Source organism: Pseudarthrobacter oxydans (genome assembly GCF_034258515.1).
Taxonomy (GTDB): domain Bacteria; phylum Actinomycetota; class Actinomycetes; order Actinomycetales; family Micrococcaceae; genus Arthrobacter.
In genome coordinates this window covers 2,878,941-2,903,003 of the sequence record NZ_CP139438.1, presented here as the reverse complement: position 1 = coordinate 2,903,003, position 24,063 = coordinate 2,878,941, and the positions used below count along the sequence as shown (strand labels likewise).

At 60.6% G+C, this 24,063-nt stretch carries 23 protein-coding genes and 1 pseudogene; 13 read left to right on the top strand and 11 right to left on the bottom strand.

What is annotated here, in order from left to right:
- Window positions 1-52: 52 nt before the first annotated feature.
- The 5 genes from SMD14_RS13180 to SMD14_RS13160 are packed head-to-tail and all read right to left on the bottom strand — an operon-like array spanning window position 53 to window position 6,086.
- Window positions 53-2,029, bottom strand: a complete 1,977-nt coding sequence (locus SMD14_RS13180; protein ID WP_321213928.1) for a DUF6541 family protein — start codon at window positions 2,027-2,029, stop codon at window positions 53-55.
- Window positions 2,026-3,258 (bottom strand): hypothetical protein, encoded by a 1,233-nt coding sequence (locus SMD14_RS13175; RefSeq protein WP_321213927.1) that lies wholly within the window; start codon window positions 3,256-3,258, stop codon window positions 2,026-2,028. Before SMD14_RS13175 ends, SMD14_RS13180 begins: the two co-directional genes overlap by 4 nt.
- 30 nt (window positions 3,259-3,288) lie before the next feature.
- On the bottom strand, window positions 3,289-4,332 hold the full coding sequence (locus tag SMD14_RS13170) for a hypothetical protein (RefSeq protein ID WP_321213926.1): 1,044 nt from the start codon (window positions 4,330-4,332) through the stop codon (window positions 3,289-3,291).
- A gap of 57 nt (window positions 4,333-4,389) precedes the next feature.
- On the bottom strand, window positions 4,390-5,325 hold the full coding sequence (locus tag SMD14_RS13165; RefSeq protein ID WP_321213925.1) for a glycosyltransferase: 936 nt from the start codon (window positions 5,323-5,325) through the stop codon (window positions 4,390-4,392).
- A complete protein-coding gene (locus tag SMD14_RS13160; RefSeq protein WP_321213924.1) occupies window positions 5,325-6,086 on the bottom strand; it encodes a glycosyltransferase in 762 nt (253 codons plus the stop codon). The genes SMD14_RS13165 and SMD14_RS13160 overlap by 1 nt, the downstream gene beginning before the upstream one ends.
- 164 nt (window positions 6,087-6,250) lie before the next feature.
- Between SMD14_RS13160 and SMD14_RS13155 the strand changes: the two genes are divergently transcribed.
- Entirely contained in the window at window positions 6,251-7,132 is an 882-nt protein-coding gene (locus SMD14_RS13155) for a glycosyltransferase family 2 protein (RefSeq protein WP_157241778.1), read from the top strand.
- Window positions 7,133-7,205: 73 nt separating this feature from the next.
- Here SMD14_RS13155 and SMD14_RS13150 read toward each other — a convergent pair whose 3' ends face one another.
- The 4 genes from SMD14_RS13150 to rfbB are packed head-to-tail and all read right to left on the bottom strand — an operon-like array spanning window position 7,206 to window position 10,757.
- Complete coding sequence (locus SMD14_RS13150) at window positions 7,206-7,592, bottom strand: DUF2304 domain-containing protein (protein ID WP_321213923.1); 387 nt, start codon at window positions 7,590-7,592, stop codon at window positions 7,206-7,208.
- 9 nt (window positions 7,593-7,601) lie between these two features.
- Window positions 7,602-8,294, bottom strand: a complete 693-nt coding sequence (locus tag SMD14_RS13145; protein ID WP_157241780.1) for a glycosyltransferase family 2 protein — start codon at window positions 8,292-8,294, stop codon at window positions 7,602-7,604.
- A 35-nt stretch (window positions 8,295-8,329) separates the two neighbouring features.
- A complete protein-coding gene (locus tag SMD14_RS13140) occupies window positions 8,330-9,754 on the bottom strand; it encodes a bifunctional dTDP-4-dehydrorhamnose 3,5-epimerase family protein/NAD(P)-dependent oxidoreductase (protein ID WP_157241781.1) in 1,425 nt (474 codons plus the stop codon).
- Between the two features lie 4 nt (window positions 9,755-9,758).
- Window positions 9,759-10,757: a dTDP-glucose 4,6-dehydratase gene (rfbB, locus tag SMD14_RS13135; protein WP_157241782.1), complete on the bottom strand. Its 999-nt coding sequence runs from the start codon at window positions 10,755-10,757 to the stop codon at window positions 9,759-9,761.
- A gap of 55 nt (window positions 10,758-10,812) precedes the next feature.
- On the opposite strand from rfbB, the gene rfbA reads away from it, so the two are divergent.
- The gene (gene rfbA, locus SMD14_RS13130) at window positions 10,813-11,682 is read left to right on the top strand and encodes a glucose-1-phosphate thymidylyltransferase RfbA (RefSeq protein WP_321213922.1); all 870 of its coding nucleotides are present in this window, start codon (window positions 10,813-10,815) and stop codon (window positions 11,680-11,682) included.
- 63 nt (window positions 11,683-11,745) lie between these two features.
- On the opposite strand, the gene SMD14_RS13125 is transcribed toward rfbA, so the two are convergent.
- Entirely contained in the window at window positions 11,746-14,631 is a 2,886-nt protein-coding gene (locus SMD14_RS13125) for a GH25 family lysozyme (RefSeq protein ID WP_157241784.1), read from the bottom strand.
- A gap of 288 nt (window positions 14,632-14,919) precedes the next feature.
- Between SMD14_RS13125 and SMD14_RS13120 the strand changes: the two are divergent.
- The 4 genes and pseudogenes from SMD14_RS13120 to SMD14_RS13105 form a co-directional block, all read left to right on the top strand.
- Window positions 14,920-15,906 (top strand): annotated as a pseudogene (locus SMD14_RS13120) (CpaF family protein); the annotation flags it as partial.
- On the top strand, window positions 15,821-17,344 hold the full coding sequence (locus tag SMD14_RS13115; protein ID WP_321213921.1) for a recombinase family protein: 1,524 nt from the start codon (window positions 15,821-15,823) through the stop codon (window positions 17,342-17,344). The pseudogene SMD14_RS13120 and the gene SMD14_RS13115, both read left to right, overlap by 86 nt.
- A 1-nt stretch (window position 17,345) precedes the next feature.
- On the top strand, window positions 17,346-17,795 hold the full coding sequence (locus tag SMD14_RS13110) for a hypothetical protein (RefSeq protein WP_321213920.1): 450 nt from the start codon (window positions 17,346-17,348) through the stop codon (window positions 17,793-17,795).
- A 181-nt stretch (window positions 17,796-17,976) separates the two neighbouring features.
- Complete coding sequence (locus SMD14_RS13105; RefSeq protein WP_321213919.1) at window positions 17,977-18,186, top strand: hypothetical protein; 210 nt, start codon at window positions 17,977-17,979, stop codon at window positions 18,184-18,186.
- 370 nt (window positions 18,187-18,556) lie between these two features.
- Here SMD14_RS13105 and SMD14_RS13100 read toward each other — a convergent pair whose 3' ends face one another.
- Complete coding sequence (locus tag SMD14_RS13100) at window positions 18,557-18,718, bottom strand: hypothetical protein (protein WP_321213918.1); 162 nt, start codon at window positions 18,716-18,718, stop codon at window positions 18,557-18,559.
- A gap of 503 nt (window positions 18,719-19,221) precedes the next feature.
- Here SMD14_RS13100 and SMD14_RS13095 point away from each other — a divergent pair.
- The 7 genes from SMD14_RS13095 (at window position 19,222) to SMD14_RS13065 (ending at window position 23,992) form a co-directional block, all read left to right on the top strand.
- Window positions 19,222-19,467, top strand: a complete 246-nt coding sequence (locus SMD14_RS13095) for a hypothetical protein (protein ID WP_321213917.1) — start codon at window positions 19,222-19,224, stop codon at window positions 19,465-19,467.
- A gap of 53 nt (window positions 19,468-19,520) precedes the next feature.
- A complete protein-coding gene (locus tag SMD14_RS13090; protein ID WP_321213916.1) occupies window positions 19,521-20,111 on the top strand; it encodes a hypothetical protein in 591 nt (196 codons plus the stop codon).
- A 168-nt stretch (window positions 20,112-20,279) separates the two neighbouring features.
- The gene (locus SMD14_RS13085; RefSeq protein WP_321213915.1) at window positions 20,280-20,627 is read left to right on the top strand and encodes a hypothetical protein; all 348 of its coding nucleotides are present in this window, start codon (window positions 20,280-20,282) and stop codon (window positions 20,625-20,627) included.
- A gap of 286 nt (window positions 20,628-20,913) precedes the next feature.
- Window positions 20,914-22,197: a phage major capsid protein gene (locus tag SMD14_RS13080; RefSeq protein WP_321213914.1), complete on the top strand. Its 1,284-nt coding sequence runs from the start codon at window positions 20,914-20,916 to the stop codon at window positions 22,195-22,197.
- Entirely contained in the window at window positions 22,197-22,532 is a 336-nt protein-coding gene (locus SMD14_RS13075; protein WP_321213913.1) for a hypothetical protein, read from the top strand. Before SMD14_RS13080 ends, SMD14_RS13075 begins: the two co-directional genes overlap by 1 nt.
- A 366-nt stretch (window positions 22,533-22,898) precedes the next feature.
- Entirely contained in the window at window positions 22,899-23,495 is a 597-nt protein-coding gene (locus SMD14_RS13070; RefSeq protein WP_321213912.1) for a type II toxin-antitoxin system antitoxin SocA domain-containing protein, read from the top strand.
- A gap of 14 nt (window positions 23,496-23,509) precedes the next feature.
- Window positions 23,510-23,992 (top strand): GNAT family N-acetyltransferase, encoded by a 483-nt coding sequence (locus SMD14_RS13065; RefSeq protein ID WP_321213911.1) that lies wholly within the window; start codon window positions 23,510-23,512, stop codon window positions 23,990-23,992.
- The last annotated feature ends 71 nt before the right edge of the window (window positions 23,993-24,063 follow it).

Sequence of the window (24,063 nt, the reverse complement as noted above, 5' to 3'; positions counted from 1 at the left end):
CCGACGCGGAGCAGGTACGGGCAGGCTGATGTCTCCCGGCAGTTGCCCATGGTCATGGGCAGGCCGTGATCCGGTAAAGTTTGGCCCCGTCACCTTGTGAATCTACAAGGTCAAGCCCCTGGACATCACTTATGTCGGTTACACCGGGATAGGTTTCGGATCCCGGCAAATCGATCAGGTACTGCGATCCAAAGTCCAAAACGTATTGCACATTCTTTTTCTTCAACGCGCTGCAGACGGCTTCGTTGTCCGGAGCTTCCTTCAGTTCTCGGTCGATAAGCGATGTGTCAGCGTCCTTCTCCGCAAACAGATGAGCCGTCAGTACCCGCCGGTTCGCATAAGCGTAGGCCAAAGAGCTGCCGTTCCAGGGGTTATCGGCGATGACTGCATCCGGAGGAACCTGACTGGGGATTCGTTTCAACAACGCCAACTCGTCAGGAGTCAACAAGTCGGATCCAGCGTCGAACCGATAGACGGTGGCGGCGCCGGCGATATAGTGCGACAAGGGGCCAGCGACAGTTGCGAGCGCAGCGAAGGCAAAGGCCGTAATGGTTGCCAGTGCAGTTGCCCCGGTGTGTGAGCGCCAACGAAACCGGTGTCCGATCACGCGCTGGAGTTTGAAGGCCGCGGCGGAAGCGCGCCAGGAATCCCATATGCGCAGTCCGCCGACCACGGCAAGCGGCGTCGCGAACAGCGGCAGGAGAGCCGCCAGCCGGTAGGTGTCCTGGTACCAGGTCCCCACCAGAGCGTCCCTAAGGGCGCTCTCAGGCAGTGATGCTGCCACGACATAGAGCGCCCCGACGATGCCATAACAGGCGGCGAGCCAACGGAGGCTGCCCATCCGGAAGACCGTGAGCAATCCCGCGATGGACAGGACCGAGACCACCACAGCCGGGATGGCTGACTGCATCGGGCTCATTGTCAGGATTTCACCGACGGCGGCACCCGGCTTAACGGATGGTCCCCAGTTGTCGTACGGAGCAGGGCGGAGCTTGAACCAGAGGGCGGCTGCAACAACAACAACGGCCAACGTCCCGGCAATAAGCAGCCAGGCCCGTCGCGGGTCAGGTTGCCGCAGTTTAGCCCGCTCAGCAAGCCGCCACCACAGCAGGGCAGCGATCGGAAAACCAGCAGCCATAGTGGTGTTAATGGAACTGGTGTGGGCGAAGGCAAGGCCCGCCATCGCGATGGCGAGCGCACAGGTCCAGCTCCGCAGCGGATCCGTACGGGTCCGTCCGAGCCGTGCCAGCCCGGCCAGGGCAGTGATGGCGGCGGGCATCATGCTAATTGCCAGGGCGTAGGGGAACAACGGTCCCCAGACGATCATAAGGAACGGGAACGCCACCTGTGTCCCGGCGACAACGGCTGCAAGGATAAGCGCAGCGGGCCTTCTCGAAACGGTCTTTGCCACCAGAAAAAAGCAGGAAGCGGGCCACAGAACAGCTGCTACGACCAGATTCAGTGCATTTTGCGCTGTAGGGATATCGACGGCGGCCAACTGCACCAGTAAGGCGGCAAAAGAATGCCATGCCGCCGGATAGACAGCATCCAAGCCGCTCACCCCCTGGATAGAAGCAAGGTTCAGCGAGGAAGCATTGCCGGTGTCGAGGATGAACCGGATGGCGTTGAGGTGAAAGACGTTATCGAATACCTGTGAGGGATGCTCAGGTGAGCCGACCAGCTGGATGAAGCGCCAGGTTATCGGAACAGAAGCCAGGGCGATGGCAGCGAAGGGGAGACACTGCCGCCATGACGGGATCCGGGGCATTCGCCACGGAATGCCCCGTGTAATCACCAGTGCGGCCGCGGCAATCAGGGCGCTCACCAGCAGAAACGGCAGGACACTCCAAGGGATCCCCAGTTGTCCGGCAATGACACCCGCAAGGCCTGCGGCCGCCGTCGAATGCAATGGTGCAAGACCAAGGACAGCACCCGGGCGGAATTTCAGGCAGCTGGCAATCAGGGCTCCGGGGACGTACAGCAGGAGGGCTGCCAAAACCACCACCGGGAGGAAGCCGAACCATATCATGGAGTCAATCCCCCCACCTTGTCCTCCGGGGCTTTGGCCCGGATGAGCCGCAAAACGGCTGCGAACTGAATTGCGGTGACCAGGATTTCACCTATCGCCAGGCCAAGGGCCCCGCCTTGGCCGCCCATCAGTCCGGCCAGGACAATCATGGCGGGGAGGCCCACAACGGCACCGGCGATGGTACTGGTGAACACGACCCGCATCTGCTTGGCCGGAACCAGCCAATGGGCGCCAGTCGACGTTGTGACACATACCAGGAGGAATGACAGGCCAAACCAGAAGCACGTCCAAAAGTCCGCAGCCAGTGCCGGGCCAAAAAGCAGCGTGCTGGCCCAAGGCCCGAGGAGGGCCATGATCAGCCACCCGGCGGTACCAAGTCCGGACAGCGCCACCAGCGAAAACTTCCGCCTCTGACGGTGGTCCGTACCAAACTCGCTGACCCAGCCCTGCAGGCTGTTGCCCAACGCGGCAGTAGCCAGTTGACCGATCCGGTACAGCTTCTCGGCCGACACAAAGGCGGCCAGGCCGCTTGCCGACGCAGCAAACTGAACCACCAGTACAGGCGTTGAAGCGTAAGCTCCGGCAGCTACAGTGATTCCTGCGCCTGCCCGCAATCCCCAGATTTCCCTGAAAACAACCGGTAGTGACAGGCCCCTGTAATCCTGGCGGTCGGAGTGGTTCTTGTTGAACCAGAAGGTTCCTGTCAAGCCCAGCACCAGTAATGCCAGCGGGTACAGATAGATCTCACTCGTCGCGAAAATCAGCGGTATCACTCCGAGCGTCGCTGCCATCCTCGGCAGGACGTCGTACTTGGCTATCCGGCCGGCGTGTCCGGTCGCGATGCAGTACCAGGCCGGCGTCAGGCCCGCCGCCGCCTGGGCGCAGGCCATCAGGAATGCGACCGGGAACTGGCTGGTGCCGCTAGCGAACCCCAGGGCGAGCGCCATCAGGGGCACAGAGCAAACGAACATGAACGAGCGGGTGACGAAGCTGACGGCATAATGCCGGCGCCGCACGCTTTCCTCGCTGGCTGACGCGACGGCGGCGGGTCCCGTGAGGGGCCAGCCGAGCCCGATGACAATGGCGGCAATGGCGCCTACGGCCTGCCCGACAGCCAAAGAGTTCCACGCCGGAGCGCCGCCCACCCTTGCAATGATTGGCAGGAGGATGAAGGAGGCCAGCGAGGCGAGCAAGGGTAACCCGGCGAACGCCGCGATCCTTTTGATCATGCCGTCGCTGCTCCGGGGTTGGCTGGTTTGCTACAGGTAGTCATACGCGTCCTTGCCAAGCCGGCCGTTCACGAACACGTCTTCAACCTCCCGCTTGAACCGGGAACGTTCATTCAGGATGGTTGCCCGGTAGGTGTCCTGTTTTGCCACTTCAACATCGAAGTTTTCGATGAGCCGAGGCAGCATCCCCACGGCTGTTGCCACCTCTTCGTCGCCGGGGGTGATCTTGTGCTCCCAGGGGATGGGGACGTCGGCATAGAAAGCACCTGAGCCCCGGCGGGCAACGACGGTGAGCGCGCCGGACAACGTGGCTTCGCGGGGCATGCGGTCCTTGCCAGGGTGATGACCCAGGTCCAGGTATACGCCGCAGCCCTGGAGGGTTTCGACGACTTCCGCCCGGGTCATTCCTACGATGGGACGCCATTCCAAGGAAGGAGGGCATTGGGCCTTGACGGCTTCGATGATGTGCCCACCCTTGGCGGGGTTGTACGTGACCATGTTGCGGTTGCGCTGAAGGGCTGTGGTCCCCTGGAACTCGTCCGTTGGTGTGTAATCGGAGATGAGTGAGGGTACGACGTCCAGGCGCGTGGCGATAAAGGCCCAGGCATAGGACGACTGCACCAAATGGACAACGTCACGGTCCTTCCGAAGGGACTCCGGATTAACGCGGTTCTTCCACATCCGGGCATAGGGAAAGGCGGCTTCGCGTGCCTTCTTCAAAAGGCCGGCCTGGTTGCGGTGCCACATCCGTTCGGCCATGAACGTCAGGGAATTGTCGATGCTGAGCCACCAGCACATCCGCCGGGCGTGCTTCACTTTCGACATCTCAAAAACATAGGTTTCCGGGAAAACCACCGTGTTCCCGGGCGCATCCACGATTTCAGGGGCTTCCGGTGCGTCATAGATGTTGTACTGTTCCACCCGCGGGTTCCGGGCCGTGTGGGGATGCGGGACGAGAAAGGCATCCTGGCCAAGCTCGCGCAGCATGTCAACGAGCTGGTGGAGGGCTTCCGGCCCCCCGGTCCTGAGTCCCTTGTGGTAGAGGACGAAGATGGTTCCTGAGTTGGTGGTCATGGGTGTCTTTCGATCTCGGCCGGGCCAGGGGGTTGCCCTGAGTACTGGGATTCTTCCTTAGCGCAGGCGGGCGGCGAGGGCGTCGTCTATCTTGCCCATCTTCTGACGGAGCGCATCGCGGACACCTGCCACGGCCGCGACGAAATGCTTCCGCCTATTGGGGCCAAATCCAAAGCGGACAACGTTGCTTTGGATTTCCATGTAAATCCTGCGAAGCACCCACGTTGGCTGTTTCATCGCATACCGGCGGGCAAGGATGAGTGAATTGCGGGTGATGTAGTAAACACGGAACGGCGCGTGGTAGTAGACGAACAGCTTCTTTGAGCCGACGCGGGCATGCCATCCCAGAATTTTCATGGGGCGCGCACTGCCAAGGCTGTGCTCCAGGTTGCATCCCCGTCCCGCGAGGGCACGGAGTCCATGCTCGCGTAAGCGGGCATTGAATTCAGAGTCCACGCAGTCGATGAAAAAGCCCTCGTCAAAGAACCCAACGACATTGAAGACGCTTGTCCGTACCAAGCTGCCGCTGGTCATGGGGTCGAAGATCTGGGCTTCCTGCCGATCGCCCCAGGTGGGCAGTGGAATATGGTTATGTGACTCCGCGCACACCATGCCCACGCTTCGAGGGTCGCGGGAGGAAGCCGCGGTTTCGAGTGCGGACGTGATGTAATCGCCGGTAAAGCGGGAGTCCTGGTCCATGGTGACGATCCACTCCGGACCCCACCGCTCCACTGCTTCCTTGATTCCAACATTCAGGGCCCGTGCTATGCCGGAGTTATTGCTCAGCCGTACCACGATTGCGCCAGCGTCCTCCATCTCCGCCAGCGCCTGTGAAACGTCGCCCGGCGAGCCGTCGTCGACGACCACAACGTGGGAGACGAAGCGCAGCAGCCATTTGACGTTGGAGACGTTTTCCGGACCTGGGTTGTATGCGGAAACGACCCCGCACACGTCCTGGTGCGGTTCTTTGGCTTCAAAGTCTGCAGGCGCCATTACTGCGCCGTCCTGGCGTGGCGAAAGCGTCGTCGTACAGCCTCGACAACGTTGCGGAGGAACGCGATACGTGCCCGGACTATCTTTGCGGCGGAGCGGATGCCGTGAGGGGTCAGGTTCCCGCCGTGCAGTCGGTGAAGGATGGTGTCTTCTTCCATGTAGATAATGGAGCGGTTGACATTGCCCACGGTTGCCACCCACTGGTCATGTGATTCAGTCATGTACGAGGGGAAAGGCAATACCTGCTGGAGGATTTCCTGCCGGAGCGCCATGGCACACCCCCAGTGCAACCGGTAGCCCACGACAATGCCGAGGATGTTTCGGAGGTTGTGTGTCGAGTCCTTGGAGCGCAGCCGAATTTCGTGGAACGAGCCCAGCGGACCGTCAAAGTGCCGGCAATTGCTGACAACCATGTTTTTGCCGTCCATGGCGGAGATCATGCGTTCCACCCTGCCAGGGAGCCACACGTCGTCCTGGTCGGAAAGGAATACGAATTCTCCGCGCGCCTCACCAAGGGCCCGTTCGAAAGTGCGGACGTAACCGTTGTTGCGCTCGGCCTGGATGAGCCGGATCCGCGGATCATTGATGCCGGCCACTAGCTGGGATGTCTCGTCGGTGGAGCAATCGTTGACCACTACCAGCTCATCGTGCGGGCCAATTTCGCTCAGGATTGAGTCGATTTGTTCCTCTATATGGCGCGCGCCATTGTACGCCGCCATGCACACGCTCACGCGCGGCTTGGGGGCGGTTTCGGGCTCCATCAGTTTTTCTCCTCAGGCCTCCGGGCGGTGCCAGCGGGGCGGGCAGGTCCCAAGCAGTCTAGCAAGCTGTGCCTGCCCGAATGGACGCATGCCAGTCAACTATAATCGAGGGGACGCAGCCGCCGAGCTCTTCGCGCGGAAACCACGGAAGGAACCTCAGGTCCATGACCGTTGACGTAATGTTGCCGTACTACGGCGATGTCCATCAGATGAAGCTTGCAGCCCGCAGCGTAATGAATCAGGAGAACCAGGACTGGCGGCTTGTTGTCATCGACGATGGGTACCCGGATCCTGAACCCGAACGATGGTTTTCGACCATCACGGATCCTCGGGTTACCTACCTCAAGAACGACCAGAACCTGGGCGCAAACGGCAACTACCGCAAGGCGCTGACCCTCGTAGAAGCCCCTTACGTCGTCATTATGGGCGCCGACGACATCATGCTCCCCAACTATCTCGACGTTGTGGTGAGCGCCTTCGAAGAGTACCCAAAGGCAGACGTTGTCCAGCCGGGGGTGCAGGTAATTGATGAACAGGGCATCGCGTGCACGCCGCTCGTGGATGCTGTGAAGAAGGTCTATGCACCCAAGACCAGTGAGCGCATCGAACTTAAGGGTGAGGCCATGGCGACAAGCCTGGTGCGTGCCGACTGGGCGTACTTCCCGTCCCTGGCATGGCGTTCAGAGACGGTCAAGCGTATCGGGTTCACCGAAGGTCTCGACGTTGTCCAAGACCTCGCCCTCTTGCTCGATATCGCCGCAGAGCACGGTTCGATGATTGTTGATCCCGTGCTGGCCTTCCTGTACCGCAGGCACCAGGCGTCCGACTCGTCGGTGCGTGCACTGGACGGCAGGCGTTTTGATGAGGAGCGGCGCTTCTTTCAGCAGCAGGCTGAGCGGTTCAGCCGTCTTGGCTGGAAAGGTGCCGCGCGTGCTGCGAGTTTCCACACCACCTCCCGGCTCAACGCTGTGTCGCTAATCTTCAAATCAGTCGGGAAAGGCAAGTTCGATTCACTGCCCCGGCTGGCGAAGCACGTCGTCAGATAGGGAGCAGCGAACAAAAAAGGACGCCTCGGGCGTCCTTTTTTGTTGTTTCCCTCACATCCGCGGCCGGGCTCTCCTATTGGCCGTTCCCGGGTTCCTTCCCAGACGTGGAGACCGCTTCCAAGCGGTGTCGAACATCGGCCAGGTCCGCCCTGAGAAGGGCTACTTCCTCGCAAAGGATCCGCACCTCGTCTTCAGCCTGAGACTGCTCCCTCGAGAGGTGCAGGCACACTCCCACCAGGAGGACCAGCGTCATGATGAAGAGGAGGTTTGCCGGTACCTGGATTCCGAGGAGTCCACTGGCTTTCTCCAATACGGAGGGGAAGGCCGAGAGCAGGAGGGTGCCGATACCGATCACGATCCACAGCACAGCGTACTTTTCACGCAGTTTCTGGCGGCGGAGCATTTCGAACACAAAGAACAGGATCGCCACGACGACGATGGAACCCATAAGGAGTGACATGTTGAATTCCTAGTTGGTGGACGGCTCGGTTTTCTTTCGCGTCAGTGCGAACAGCAAAGCCATTCCTGAGCGTCCGAGATAAATGGCGGCTTTGATGGGGTCATGGCTTGGCGTTCCGCCCTGGCGGGCGCGCATTGAAACCCCAACCTGTTTAACGGTGCAGCCGGAACGGATCGCGACAACAAGGGAGTCGATGGTGTCGCCGAGGTATTCCGCAGGATAGTGATCCACGTACTGGCGGATGGCTTTTGTATTTGCGGCCCGGAACCCTGAGGTGACGTCGGTCAAAGTGGTGCCGGCAACACGGGAAACCGTCCACGCCAGTACTTTCATGGCCCATTTCCTGGGTCCACGCACCGTGTAATTGCCCTTGTCGGCGAACCTGGCGCCGATGGCAATGTCGGCATCCTGAAGGCCGTCCAGCACCGTTTTGATATCCCGCGGATCGTGCTGGCCGTCAGCATCGACTTGGATCACTTGGCTGTAGCCATGGTTCTTCGCATATTTGAATCCGGTACGCATTGCACCGCCGACTCCCATATTGAAAGGAAGCTGGAGGACCATGGCGCCGGCATCACGTGCCACCTGGGCAGTGTTATCGCGGGATCCGTCGTCGACGACCAATACATCGCACAGAGGCCCAAACTCGTACACTTCCCGAATGGTGTTGCCAATGGATTCGGACTCATTCCAGGCAGGCATGATGACCAGTGTTTCGGGCCTGCGGTTGCTTAGTGTCACGGGTTGATCAACTCATTCTTCAAGTATTCGGCCAACCGGTTGCTGGAGGAGGCCGGCTCAAAGCCCGTCGCTTTGATCTTCGTCAAGTCCAACGTGCTTGCGAGGGGGCGGGGCGCGGCGGTTTTACCGCTGAAGTATTCTTCGGTGGTAACTCCGCTCACCGCTTCCCTTGGGCTGCCCGACAGCTCGTAGACGTCGGCGGCAATGTCGGCCCATGACTGCGGCTCACCCTCATTGCTGAGGTTATAGACGCCATATTCAGCTTCGTGCTCCAACAGGTGCTTGATGCCGGCGGCGATGTCCTGGGTAAAGCTCAGCCGGCCGATCTGGTCGTTGACCACTGATGGTGCTACGCCGCGTTCCGCCAGGGAAGCCATGGTCCGGACAAAGTTGTTGCCGGCTCCGATGACCCAGCTCGTCCGCACGATGTAGTGGCGGGGAACAACGCTCACGATGGCGTCGCCGGCGGCCTTGGTCTGGCCGTAAACGCCGAGCGGGGCGAAGGGCTCGTTCTCGTCGTGAACGCGGCGGGAGCCGTCAAAAACGTAGTCCGACGAGACATGCACCAGTGTGAGGTTGTGCTCGACGGCGGTCCTGGCCAATTGCGCGACGGCCGTGACATTTACGTTCCAGGCGGCCGCACGTCCTTCAGCAGTTTCCGCAGCATCGACCGCCGTGTAGGCGGACGCGTTGATGATCGCCGTGTAGTTCTTCCAGTTGCGGCTGCTGAAGGATTCCGCGGTGGTGAGGTCGAACTCGGCCCTGGACGCGAACTCGACGGATGGGTCGCCGTCGTACAGCTTCCGCAGCGCCTTGCCCAACTGCCCGTCTGCACCGATTACGAGGATCTTCCTGGCCGGCATCGGGGTGACGTCAGCCATCACTGGATGCGCCCTATCCTTGTCGGAAAGCTCCGCCTGTTCCAGCGGAATCGGCCAGCCGATGGCAGCTGTTTCATCCGCGAGGTTCAGGAAGGTGTACTGCCCCTGCGCGTCAGCGGACCAGTGGTCGTTTACGAGGTAGGAGTATGCAGTGTTGTCCTCAAGGGTTTGGAAGGCATTGCCTACGCCGCGGGGAATGAAAATGGCCTGGCTCGGGTCAATTTCCGCCGTGAAGACTGCACCAAAAGTGGGGCCTTCGCGGAGGTCAACCCAGGCACCGAAGATCCGGCCCGTTGCGACCGAGATGAACTTGTCCCATGGTTCTGCGTGGATGCCGCGGGTGGTCCCGGCCTTTTCGTTGAAGGAGATGTTGTTTTGGACCGGCCGGAAATCCGGCAGTCCGATTTCCAGCATCTTCTCCCGCTGCCAGTTTTCCTTGAACCAACCTCTGTTGTCACCGTGGACCGGGAGGTCATAGAGCACGACGCCGGGAATGGGCGTTTCGTGTGCGGCGAGCTTTTTGGAAAATTCGATCGGCATTCGTTTACTGGCCCTGTTCCTTGTACTTCGCTTCGGTCTGGGCCTTCTGGGGGCGCCACCAGTCCTCGTTGTCCCGGTACCAGGCGATGGTGGCTTCGATGCCTTCGTCGAAGTTGGAGAACTCCGGTTCCCAGCCCAGCTCCTCGCGGAGCTTGGTGGAGTCGATGGCGTAGCGCAGGTCATGGCCGGGGCGGTCCACAACGTGGTCGTAGGCGTCCGCCGCCTGGCCCATGTGCTTGAGAATCAGTTCGACGACGTCCTTGTTGTTCTTCTCCCCGTCCGCGCCGATCAGGTAGGTCTCGCCGATCCTGCCCTTGGCGATAATGGCCAGGACCGCGGAGGAATGGTCGTTGGCGTGGATCCAGTCACGGACGTTTTCGCCCTTGCCGTAAAGCTTGGGGCGGATCCCGTCGATGACGTTCGTGATCTGGCGGGGAATGAACTTCTCCACGTGCTGGTACGGCCCGTAGTTGTTGGAGCAGTTGCTGATGGTTGCCTGGAGCCCGAAGGACCGGACCCATGCACGGACCAGCAGGTCTGAGCCTGCCTTGGTGGATGAGTACGGGCTGGAGGGATTGTAGGGTGTCTGTTCGGTAAACCGCTCCGGGTCATCGAGTTCCAGGTCACCGTACACCTCATCCGTGGAGATGTGGTGGAACCGCTTGTTGTGCTGCCTGGCAGCTTCAATGAGCGTGTAGGTGCCGATGATGTTGGTGTCCAGGAAGGGGCGGGGATCGTGCAGGGAGTTGTCGTTGTGCGACTCGGCAGCATAGTGGACCACGACGTCGGTGTCCGCGACAAGGCGGTTCACCAGGGCCGCGTCGCCAATGTCACCGTGGACAAACTCAAAACGATCCTCGGGGAGGCCCCGCAGCGATGCCAGGTTGCCGGCGTAGGTCAGCTTGTCCAGAACAGTGACGTGGGAGTCCGTATTCTCCAGAACGTAGTGGACAAAGTTTGAGCCAATGAAGCCGGCGCCGCCGGTAACAAGAAGTCGCTGCATAATTCCCAAGGGTACCGGATTTGCCGCCGCACTTAGCGAAGGGAAAGATGGGAGCATGCGCGGAATAATACTTGCCGGCGGTACCGGCTCAAGGCTTCACCCCATAACCCTGGGAGTCAGCAAGCAGTTGGTCCCGGTCTACGACAAGCCCATGATCTACTACCCGCTCTCCACCCTCATTCTTGCCGGGATACGGGACATCCTGATTATCACCACTCCGCATGACGCAGAGCAATTCGAACGCCTGCTGGGGGACGGGTCCCGTTTCGGAGTGTCCATCACTTACAAGCAGCAGCCTTCGCCGGACGGCCTTGCCCAGGCATTCGTGCTCGGTGCAGAGCACATCGGTGATGACAGCGTGGCCCTGGTCCTCGGCGACAACATCTTCTATGGCCACGGAATGGGCACACAGTTGCGTCGTTTCGAGAACATCGATGGCGGGGCGGTGTTTGGCTACTGGGTGGCGGACCCCAAGGCCTACGGCGTGGTGGAGTTCGACTCCGAGGGCAAGGCCATCTCGCTGGAGGAAAAGCCGGCAAAACCCAAGAGCCATTACGCCGTCCCCGGACTTTATTTCTATGACAATGACGTTGTGGAGATCGCGAGGAACCTCAAGCCCTCGGCCAGGGGTGAACTGGAGATCACCGACGTCAACCGTACGTACCTGGAGAGGGGAAAGCTGCAGGTTGAGATCCTGCCGCGGGGGACGGCTTGGCTGGACACAGGCACTTTCAACGATCTTAACGATGCCTCGAACTTCGTCCGGACAACCGAAAATCGCCAAGGACTGAAGATCGGTGCACCGGAGGAAATCGCCTGGCGGCTGGGCTTCCTTACCGATGACGAACTGCGGGAGCGGGCCGAGCCTCTGGTAAAGAGCGGCTACGGATCTTATCTAATCGATCTGCTGGAGCACGGCCACTAGAACATAGTCCATAACGAAGAGCGGGACCCGGAGATCCGGGTCCCGCTCTTCGTTATCGCCTGGCTAGTTCAGCCGGATTGTCGCTCCACCGGAGGCGGTCCAGCTGATGCTTCCTCCCTGGAACGTCTGGCTGCAGGATGTCCTGTCGACTGTGCACGTCTGGCTGCTGGTGGGGTAGGCGAGTGTTCCGTTTTCGAAGCCCTGGCTGGCCCAGCTCTGCTGGATCGGGCCCGGCACCATAAGGTGGGCGCCGCTTCCCGAGGACCACATCACCGTGCCCTTCTCGAAGTTCTGGAAGCAGCCGCCGTTCCTCAGGCCGCAGATTGTGGCACTTGTGGGGTAGCCCAATGACCCTGACTCGTAGCCTGTTGCCGCCCACCGCTCCCTGATCGGCGTTGAAGTCATCGCATGTGCCCCGGTTGTGGGCGAGTACATGACCGTTCCCCTGGCGAAGTTCTGGAAGCAGCCGCTGTTCTTGAGCCCGCAAACCAGTGCACTGACAGGGTAACCAAGCTTCCCGCCTTCAAATCCGGAGCCCACCCAAGCATCCCGGACGGGGCCGAACATCACGGCGTTCGCTCCGGTTGCAGGAGACCACATGACGGTCCCGGTGGAGTAGTTCTGGAAGCAGCCGCCGTCAACGAGGCCGCAGATGACGTCGGAGGCAGGGTAGCCCAGTACCCCGTTCTCGAAGCCGGTTTTCTGCCACAGATCCCGGATCGGTCCCCAAATGCTGGGCTGGGCCCCTGTAAGCGGCGAGTACATAAGCGCGCCCTTGGTAAACATCTGGAAGCAGCCGCCGTCCTTGAGCCCGCAATACTGCGGAGATGCGGGGTAGCCGAGGGTTCCTGCGCCCCACCCCAGACGCTCCCAGCCTGCCGCCAGGGGACCGGCAGGAACCGTTTCCGGGGGCGTGCTGGCTGAGTAGCCCACAACGCCCTTTTCAAACGCCTGCCGGCACTCGATCTGCACTCCGCCGCAGCTCGCGGCGCCGGCCGGGTAGCCCAGCCGGCCGTTCTCAAAGCCGGACTTCTGCCAGTAATCCAGCAAGCGGCCGGTAAGGGTAAAGGCACCGCGGGCCGGGGAGAACATAAGTGTCCCGCCCTGGAACAGTTGATAGCAGCCGCCTTCCCGCAGGCCACAGACTTCCCCTGCCACGGGGAACCCGATGGGTTCCCCGTTCGTCCTGGCCGCTTTCCAGGTCTCGCCCATTCCCATGAAGACAGGCCAGGCGCCTGAGGTTGGCGTCCAGGCAATAACGCCACCGCTGAAGTCCTGGGTGCAGGCTGAGCTGCTGCAGGTGGCCTCCGATTTCGGGTAGCCGAGCAGGCCGTTCTCAAATCCCGCCCGGGACCAGGCATCGAGGAGCGGTCCTGTCTTCACCAGGCGGGCACCTGTGGCAGGGCTCCAGAGGACAGAACCAGCCTGGAAGAGCTGGAAGCAGCCGCCGTTCTTGAGCCCACATGTCTGATCGCTTGTGGGGTAGCCCAGAGCGCCATTTTCGTACCCCTGGGCTGCCCAATAGTCTCGGATCGCTCCGAAAGGTACCTGCGATGCCGGCGACGCCGGCGACCACATGATTGATCCACCTTGATAGTTCTGGAAGCAGCCGCCGTTCTTGATCCCGCAAATGACAGCCGAGACCGGATATCCCATCTGGCCGTTCTCGAATCCAGTCCTTGCCCAGGAATCGCGGATTGGCCCGATCATGCTCGGCTGGGCACCTGACAAGGAGGACCACATAACGATTCCCGATTGGTAGCCCCTAAAACAGCCTCCATCCCTAAGCCCGCAGATCGTGTCAGAAGTCTGTGCTCCGAGCGACGGCATGGATGACCGGAGCGCATCAATGGCCCTGGTCGCGGCAGGAGGGATGCCGCTTGAGGCAAATGCCTTCAAGCCCGCGTAATCCCCGTTCCAGACATTGGAGTCGCCGGCGAAGGGGCCGGTGCTGCTGTACTGCCACATGCTGTAAGTACCCCAGCTGGCGGTGGGTACCGGGCCGGCGTTGTTCGTGGGAGAGCTTGGGTACGCCGCAACCCACAGGGGATAGTCACCAAAACCGGCCGGATTTCCCAGGCACTGGTTCCACCAGCTTGTATTGGTGTAGATAACCGGGAGCCTGCCGGTCAGCGCCTGCATGGTGTTGCCAAAATCCCGAACCCAGGATTGCAGCTGGGCTGGGGCCATGTTGTAGCAGGTATTGCCGAAGTAGAACCCGTTGATGGTGCGTCCCTCGTACGGGTTGAATTCGAAGTCCAGGACGGGCGGCATGGTGTACCCGTCGGCGGACCAGCCCCCGCCGTTTTGCACGAAGTAGCGCGCCTGGTCCGCTCCGGAAGACCAGTTGGGTATGGCGAAGTGATAGGCGCCCCGAATCATTCCAACGTTGCGGGACCCCTGGTACTGGGGGCCGTAGGAGGGGTTCGTGTAGTAATTGCCTTCAGTGGCCTTTACGTAAGCAAAACGAGCGCCCATATTCCACTGCTGCTGCCAGTCCACGCTCGGTTGGTGGCCGCTCACGTCCAGTCCCTGGATGCCAAAAGTGGGCATCCAGGTGCCTTCGGTGGACAGTGACTCCGTGCTCAGCCGCTTGAACGAGTCCGAGGGAGCCGAGGCCGTGACGCGGGCGGACCGCTGCCCCATCTCAGCTCCGCCGACGCCGACTGCTTCCGCCATGGACTGGGTAGCCTCTGCAGTGGGCGGGGCGGCCGGCGCTGCCGCCGGTGCTGTTTCTTCGGGAGAAGGGGGCGGCGTAGAGACCGACGGAGAAGGTGAAACAGTTTGCGACGGATCACTCGTCGGCGAGGAAGTTGTCGGCGTCGGGGCAGGCTCAACGGCGGAGGCAATACCCGCCAGGCCTGGGCCGGCCACCAGGGAAGCGGCCAGCAGAACGATCCCAAGGGACTTCCTGACGGGGCGACGGGACTGAGACAGGTTCCGTTTCATATTGGCTCCGGAGACAATGAGGCGCTCCCACGAGCCCTCATCTGGGTTGCTGTTCCGGCTGGTTCCCCCAGGAACCGGACGGACAGGGGTTTTTGACACTTAACGCGCTCACCATAGCACCGTGTTGCTGGTGGAAACAGTGGTGCTGATGGTGCATGTGTTGATCCTGTGGCTATCTTGCGCTTATCCACAGACAATCCTTATGACTTGGCAGCATGTTGTATGGTCCCTAGTCTTTATCCCAGTTGCACTGCCTCCGCCGGGGGCGGCAGTTGTATTGGGGAACGTATGGACGCGCTTGGAATTGTCGAGGACGAGGTCCGTGAGCTGATCCGTCGTCGAGGGCTGGATCCGCTGCACCAGGCTGGTGAGGTGCGCCGGCTTGTTGAGGCAGCGGTTACGGACTACGACGAGCGAGCGCTCATGGGACCTCTTCCTCCCATTGGTCCACTCGATGCAGCGCGCCGGTTCCTCTTCGATGCTGTTGCCGGCTTCGGCGTGCTGCAGCCCCTGCTGGACGATCCCTCAATTGAGGAGATCTGGCTCAATGCGCCCAATGAAATTTTTGTGGCCCGCAACGGCGAATCGGAACTTACCTCCCTGAGCCTCACCGAGCAGCAGGTCCGGGACCTGGTGGAGAGGATGCTCAAGAGCTCAGGGCGCCGCCTGGACATGTCGTCTCCCTTTGTGGACGCAGCACTTCCCGATGGCTCCAGGCTGCACGTCGTCATTCCCGATGTGACACGCAAGCACTGGGCAGTGAACATCAGGAAGTTCGTGGTGAAGGCCAGCCGCCTTGAACATCTCGTCGAGCTCGGCACGCTCACGCCGCAGTCAGCCCGTTTCCTGGGTGCAGCCGTATCAAGCGGCCTCAACATCCTGGTTTCCGGTGCAACCCAGGCCGGCAAGACCACGATGCTGAACTGCCTGGCAGCGAGCATCGGCAGCCGGGAACGTGTGATCACCGTTGAGGAGATCTTCGAACTGCAGTTTCCCCTGCGCGACGTCGTCGGCCTCCAATGCCGGCAGCCGAACCTGGAGGGTGAAGGCGAGATCCCGCTTCGCCGGTTGGTCAAGGAAGCCCTTCGCATGCGGCCCGACCGGCTGGTGGTGGGCGAGGTCCGTGAGGCGGAGAGCCTGGACATGCTGATCGCTTTAAACAGTGGCCTTCCAGGCATGTGCACCGTCCATGCAAATTCAGCACACGACGCCGTCACGAAGATCTGCACCCTGCCCCTGCTCGCGGGAGAAAACATCTCAAGCGTTCTTGATGTCAAAGCACTACGCTTATTACATGACCACAAAGCCGGCGCCTGCAGTAAGAGCAGCGATCTACTGCCGCATCTCAAAGGACCGGGAAGGAGCCGGTTTAGGCGTGCAGCGCCAGGAAGAAGATTGTCGGGAAGTTGCCCAGGCGCTCGGCTGGGAAGTCGCCCATGTGTTCGTGGACAACGACATAAGTGCGTTCAGCGGGAAAGCACGGCCGCAGTACCGTGCGCTTCTCGAGGCAATGAGGCGCGGCATCGTGAGCAGGGTCATCGCCTGGCACACAGATCGGCTCCACCGGTCGCCTCGCGAACTTGAGGAATACATTGACCTTTCTGAGAAGCACGGCATTGCAACGCACACGGCAAGGGCAGGGGAGATCGATCTGAGCACGCCGTCTGGCCGGGCGGTCGCCCGGACGCTCGGAGCTTGGGCTAGGTACGAGTCTGAACACAAATCCGAACGCATTGTCCGCAAGAAGCTGCAGCTCGCGCAGGCTGGAGCGTTCTCGGGCGGTCCTGTGCCGTTTGGTTGGGTTTTGAAGGACAAAGAGGCCATTGTCGTGGAGGCGGACGCTGCAGAGATCCGGAAGGCTATAGAAGCTACCATTGCCGGGGCCAGCATAGGCTCCATAGTGAAAGATTTGAACGCCCGCTGTGTCTCCACTCGGCGGGGACAGAAATGGACCTCTACGAGCGTCCGGAACCTTCTCCTGCGGCCTACAAACGCGGGGCTTTCCGCTTATCGAGGCGAAGTAGTGGGAATATCCTCGTTTCCGCCAATTATTACCGAGGACCAATGGCGGGCGGTCTGTGCGATCATCACAAACCCGTCCCGACGTTCTCAGACAGACTCCCGCGTGAAACACCTGTTGGCCGGGCTGCTGCGGTGTGGAAACTGCGGGGGAGCAATGAAAACATCTTCCCGCGCCGGGGGAGGAACATCTCGCGACAAGTTCTACTACAAATGCCCCAGCACAGGATCGGGACACGCGTTCCAAATGGCGGAACCAGTGGAGCACCTCATTTCTGAAACCGTGATTGCGCGTCTAAATACGCCCGGTGTGCTCGCCAGACTGAATGACCCTCGAGATGCTGAGCAGCAGCATGCTTTACAGAGCGAGGCGGCGACGTTGCGGGCCAGGATGGACGAAGCAGCCGACAGCTTCGCAGATGGCCTTACTACCCGTAAGCAGTTGGAAACAATAAACCAGCGCGTGGGATCCAGGCTGGAAGCGATTAGTCATGACTTGGCGATAGCTGCCCGAGCCTCTGTGGTGCCTTCTACAGCGTCGGAGAACGTCCGCGGCTGGTGGGAAGCGGCCGGGCTCGAACGACAGCGAGCAGTCATTGACGCTCTGATGGTGCCTATTGTGGATCCGATTCGGAGGAGCGCCCCGCGGGTGTTCGATCCTAACCGGGTCCGCATCGAGTGGAAGGTCGGATAAGGTGCACTACTTCGCCAAGGGCGTGACGCTTACAGCACGCGGCGGCCCAGTGGGGGATCCCCCTGATGAGTTCAAGACGATAACCACAGCTCCAGAACTGTTAGCTCTTGTCAGAGAGCACACGATAGCGAATACAAACAGGACGCCAGCCATAGAGCTGCGCTGCAAGGGGCACGGCACCGGGTCTTTTGTTTACCTGATGATCGCGGAGGCCCCATTCGCGGAATCGACGGTGAAGGCTTTCTACGATGTGCTGGCCCAACCTGGAGACGGGGACACTTTTGACGACCGGCCCGCGGTCGAGCGGCCATTCGTACAGTGGGGTTCTGTCACTATCTGCTGCCTCCGCTGCGGGAGAACTCAAAGCAGGAGCGCCGTATACGGCATTAGGGCAGCGGTTGAAGCTCTGACCACAGGCAACGGCAAGCTGACCTGTAAGTGGATGACCTAGACCTATAATGTAAGTATGCAGGGGCAGCGGAAGCCTCTTGAATTTGCTCGAGTTCCACACAAGTGAGTTCCGAAGCATGAACGCATGATCCGCAAGATGCAGGGCACCATATTGGTGAAGTGGCCTAACAGCTCCCGGTGAAGGTTGCAGCAACATGCTGCTTTTCACAAGGGAGCTTTTCATGTCTGCGGACGTTCTTAAAGCCCGTGCAGCGGTCGGAGTAGCAGCACGCCGGGGTGACGCCCCGGGGCTGATGAAAGCGCGGCGTGACCTTGCCGCCGCGAATATCGCACAGTACATCCAGCGCGTTGTCAGTGAAGCGCCGCCTCTCCAAGACGCCCAGGTCGATGCCATCACCATGCTTTTGAGGCCGGGGGGCAAGTCGGCATGAGCGAAATGAAAATCCCCTCGGTTGGGGGATCCGAGGGGATACAAAGTGGTCTGGGCGACCTCTCTAATTCTACGGCCGACGTGGCTCCTACTGGATCAATCCACGTCAACCCCACTGACGTAACGCTGGAGATACTCCGCAAGTCCGCTGCCGCGTTCGGGCTTAGTCTCTGCTGCCGCTTCCGCCGGTGCAATGCTCCGCTGTGGAACTCGCGTAGCGTCTCCGCCAAGCTGGGACCGGTCTGCCGACTGAAGCAGGGGGTGGCCTGATGGCTTGGACGCGGTACGACGATAACTTCTTTGAACAGCCGCGCTACGTCAAGCTCTCGTACGAAACAAGGCATCACCTGACTTCCATGATCGGCACTTGTTCACGGCTTGAGTCCTGGGACGGGTATCTGAGCCAGGTCCAGGCGGAGCGGTGCAGTGATGTTTCCGACCCTGCCGGGAGCCTTGCCCAGTTGGTGGAAGCCGGTTGGCTCATAGAGGCCGAAGGGGGCGGATACGTCGTTCTCGACTTCGAGGAAAACCATGCACCGCCCTTGTGGGTCCGCAACAAGACGGCTCAGAACAAGGCCGACAAACGGCGCAGGACTGCGTGCAAGCACGGTGACCATTCCCTGTGTGAGCCGAAGAACTGCGACTCGATGAAAGCCGGGAGTGCATCTAAAAGTTCAGACGGGAGTGCATCCGGTAGTGCATCCAAGAGTTCAGAAAGCGGTGAAGAAAGTAGTTCAGAATCCCAGGACAGGTACAGGACAGGCCAGGAACAGAAAGCTTTTAAGAAAGAAGCTCCTGAAATTGAGAAAGTTCCTCAGGGCTCGTGGACTGAGTCGTCGCCGAGGTTCGGGGATCCGTGCGCCACTACCGGCTGCCAAGGCGCTTTGAATCAGGGGCAGGTCAATAAGGGTTCGAGGTTTTGTCAGTTCTGTGCTCATCAGGGCGTGGTGGTTTGACCAGCGCGCACTTTGGGCAAAACGAACGCACACAGGCGTCCACCAGCCGGACGTACAACGAAGGGAAAAGCATCATGTCAATGAGCACGACAGCAGCAATCCAGACCATAATCGCCCTCCGCCGGGCAGCGTTCGAACGCGACCTTGAAGCGGGGGAAGCCCTCCTTCCCAGGACGTTGCCCGAGGCGCAGGGGTTACTCATGACGGCAATCAGCATCATCGAGGCCGTGACCGCCGGACCGCAACAGGAACAGATTCTGGACTACCTGATCAAGCAAGCGGAAGCCGTCGACGGCAATCTCCCGGAACCCGACGCGGAACAATGATGACGTACCGAAGAAACACTTGAAGCTAATGTCTGGGTATGGACCCTGAAACTATGAGACTCCTGATTTCCACCGGAGGAGTTGTGGCGTCCGGTCTAGTCGGCGCAGGCATCACGGCATATTCCACCAACCGGAACGCGGCGCGAACCCATCACGCCCAACGCGTGATGTGGGAGCTTGAAAAGGACCACACACGGCAGGAGTCCCTTCGCATCCAGAAGGAAGAGGATTACCGGAACCTCCTGCTGAGCATGGATGAATACCAAGTGCTGGTTACTAAGGCCTTCACAGCGGAGCCGATCGAGTGGGATCTGCAGCATGCGATGGAAGCTGAAGTGAGATTCAAAGCAGCGGCGGCGCATGTGGCGCTTTTCAACGACGACCCCAAATTGCAGGAGGCTCTCGACTCTGCCACTTGGCAACTTAGTTCAGTAGCAGAGTTGGTCCAACGGGCGGCAACCAACCACAAGGAAATCCAGCAGGACACATTGCATTGGTTCCCGGTGAATATGGATACTCACCGCAAGCAGATACTCGACGCGTTGAGGCATGACCTACGGGAGACGGACAGCCAGCGACACCCCACACCTCGCCACAGCCTCACAGATGGGCAAACACCCACGGAGGACCTTCCAAAGGCCTAGGGAGGCCCACAGGGCTCCAAGCGATCAGGAGAAGCGGAACCGAAGACAGAAGCGGTCGAAAAAGGGGCCCGGGTTTTTGAGCAGAGAGAAAGCTGGACCACCGCGCAGTGGTCCACAATATATTTCCGCGGATCTGGCGCCGGGTAGGGCATAGGGGAGTGAGTCACTATGGAGGAGCAGGTCGTGAAGCACGGCTATCGCGGTTGGAAGCAGGGTTGCCGGTGCAGTGTTTGCGGTCGCGCCCAGGCTGATTCGATGGCCCGCTACCGGGAGCGGAAGCGGCAGAGGGAAGCGCCGTTGCCGGTGACCGGGGGTGGGGAGTTGGAAGCCTTGACGCTGCGGAGGATCGACGGTCTGGGGGCGCTGTCGGCGTATGGGGAGTCGCTGGCTTCGCTGGCGATGACGACGGCCCGCCTGATTGACCACATAGGGTCAACGGGGCAGCGGCAGGACCTGATGCGCCGGTCGACGCGGGATCTCCTTTCACTCATGAAGGAGCTGAGCGCGGCGCGATAAAGTTGGAGGTAAGCGAGCTTCCACGGACCGCGGCGGGCAGGTCGAAAACCACCCGGGCGAAGTAAGTGGGAGCGAGCGGCAGTACCCGCGGCAGGGCGACACCCACCGCATGTTGGACCACACGGAGAACCCCTCCGCCGCTGGCAGCGTGAACCGCACCAGCTACAGCGCCACTGGGCGCGGCGTCGAGTGCATCCCGGGAAGAAACACCAACCATTCACCTTTCCGCGCCACCAGTGCGCGGTTTCCAAGGAAGGCCATTGACGTGGCAAAGACAATGAAGCAAATGATTTGGGAGAAGCTCGACGCCCACAGGGCCGAGGCCCGCAAGATCATGGATCACGCGCAGAGCGAGAACCGGGACCTCACCCAGGACGAGGCCCGGGGCCTCGACGAGGTAGCGGAGAGGATCGATGCCTGCGAGGCGCAGCTCCGCAGCCAGGATGAGTTCGAAGAGCAGGTCAGGAGCGCGAACGCCGGACTGCTGGGCGGGGGAGCATCTGCCCAGAACCGTGCCGGGACGTTCGTCTACGAGGCCACAGGGGAGCGCGCGGCGGTTCGCCGGGATGAAAGCTTCCGGTCCCACCCCGTGGTCGCCGCACACCAAGAGCCGAACGAGGACCACGCTGTCAGCCAGTACGGGGATCTCGGCAACATGATCCGTGCCCTGTCCACGACAGGCGGCGCAGCAGTCATTCCGACGGTATGGTCTGCGGAGCTGATCGACCTGGCCCGGAACAAGTCCGCTGTGATGCAGGCCGGTGCTCCGATCATCCCGATGGACGCCGGGACCGTGAAGATTGGCCGGCTGACCGGGGATCCCACGGCGGCTTTCCGCGCTGAGGCATCTGCGATCACACCGAGTGATCCGACGTTCGACAACGTGACGCTGACGGCCACGACCATGAGCACTCTCGTTATCGGCTCACTGGAATGGTTCCAGGACGCTTCCAACGCTGATCGGATTGTGAAGGACGCGATTTCCAAAGCGATGGCTCAGCGGCTCGACCTGGTTGGTCTCTATGGCGGGATTGTCGCGGGCGCTGGCTCAATCAACCTCCCCACACCGCCGAACCCGCGCGGCGTGCTTGCAGCGCTGAACGCAGTCCTGCCGGGGAACGTCCTGGGTGCTGCGGCCAACGGTACGGCCCAGACGGCGGCCACGTACTACAACGAAGTGCTGGACACGATCTTCAAGGTCCGTTACGCGAACGAGGAACCTACGGCTCTGATCTGGAACGCGAAGCTGGCCCGGCAGTACGCCGGAGCCAACGACACCACCGGCCAGCCGTTGAGGCTCCCGGCGGACGTGGACGGCCTGCCGCGGCTCATGACGAACCAAGTGCCTTCATACACTCAGGGAACCATGACGAACCGCGCGACGGATCTGTTCGTGGGCGACTGGAACCAGCTCCTGATCGGCCAGCGGCTCGGGATCACGATCCAGGTTCTGACTGAGAAGTACGCGGACACGGGCCAGATCGGCATAGTGGCTCACTGGAGAGGCGATGTGCAGCCCGCCCGTCCAGCAGCCTTCGCTGTGTACCGCGCGATCCAAGGGGCGCTGTGATGAGCAAAGGTAGCGAGGAACTGCGGGACCACGGTTTGAGCCGGGAGGAAGCGGAAGCTGTGGCAGTGCCGGAGATCGGCGTCTCGGGTCTGACGACCGGTGGCGGGGCTGAGCGGATCTCGCAGGGGTACCTGCACACCGTCCACCCGGACACCGGGAACGAGGTGGTGTTCGTACCTGGAGAAGCACTCCCGGCCTGGGCTATGAACGTCCAGAACGACGCCCAGGCTGCACGCTTGAACGCTACTGACACCTCAGTGTCAGATGTGGCCAGCGGCGCCAAACGAGCCGTCAGCGCCTCTAAACCGAAAAAGGCTACCCAACCGGGGGAGTAAGTCGGGTGTCAACGTCACCGACCGTCCGAGCTTTTCCTTTCGCTGAACGGTTCGGATCGATGGGAGGCTGCGAGTCGTGCCAGTGACTGCTCGCAGAACGGCCTCGCCAGCACCCCGATGCAGGGCAAGCTCGCCGAACACGCGGGTGGGCTTGCCTTGCACCCTACCTAATGCCACACTTTCACGCATAGTAATAGGGATCGCACCCCTTACATGTTCCTTGGTGTCATAGGTGGGATGTAAGGTTGTTTCATAAGTAGCTACGCGCGGGGTGTGGATAATGCAAGCGAAAAGTTGCTTGCAAAATAGGGCCAGCAGTGGGGCAGAGTACGTGTCGGTAAGGGTACCGGGGGGATGTGAGCGGTGATGAGCGCCAGTGATGAAGCCAGCGTTCTCTTCAGCCATGACCTGAATGTTGACGATGTGGCAGATTACTTTTTGACTCGGGACGCCGACAGGGAAGAGCCCGACGTCACCCATCTGAAGCTGCAGAAGCTTCTGTATTTTGCGCAGGCCAATTATCTTGCTTCGACTAATGAACGACTCTTCAATGAGGACGTTGAAGCGTTTGAACATGGCCCTGTGGTGTACAGGACCTATCGAAAGTACAACGGCACCCGACAGATCTTGGCCGCCTCGGGTACTCATGTTGCACAGCAGCGGGTTCACGTCCCAGAGGATGTCGCCCACTTCTTGGATGCGGTTTGGGATAAGTACAAGGATTGTTCAGCCGGGCAGCTCCGCAACCTGACTCATTGCCAAGACCCATGGAAACAGCACTACATGGATAACTCCTACAGGGTAACGATTCCTGACGAGTCCATGGTTAGCTTCTTCAGGCAGAAGGTCCCAGCACAGGAGCGTGTCTTCCACGAGGCTGTGGTGCTGGTCCCCGAGGGATTTGTGGAGAGCTTGGACGAGGACGCAATTGCTGAGCAGATGCGAGCGTACTGGGCTTCGTGACACCGCCTTGGGACGTGGTGGAGAAACTCCACGCAAATCACGATATTTCGCGCATGGTCTGCGGCTTGGAATCAGTAGACGAGTGGTTTCAAACGCAGGCCTTAGCGAATGCCCAACACGTTGCTACTCATGTTTGCCTGGATTCGTTTGGAGTTGTAGTCGGGTTCTTCGCCCTGAAGACTGTGATCGTGGCCACGGAAGGGTACTCTAGCCGTCTTCGAAGCGGGTCCCGGGATGGGCAGTCGATAGGGATATTGCTGTGCCAGATGGGGTTGGCCAAGCCTGTGCAGGGCAACGGGCATGGAAAGCTCTTGTTGCGACAGGCCCTCTCCGAAGCAGCATCCGCGCACCACAGCAGTCCTGTCCAACTGTTCCTAGTCGATGCTGCAAATGCGGACTTGGTGCGCTTTTATCAGTTTCCCGGCATGCAGCTGATACCCAACACGCTGAGGCTAATTGCGCCGATGGGGGCAGTCGTGAAGGCCCTCGCGAATTGATATTCTGTAACCCTGCGAACCCCAGCCATACCGCTGCTCCTGACGAGCTCAAGGGGCGGTTCGTCTCTTAA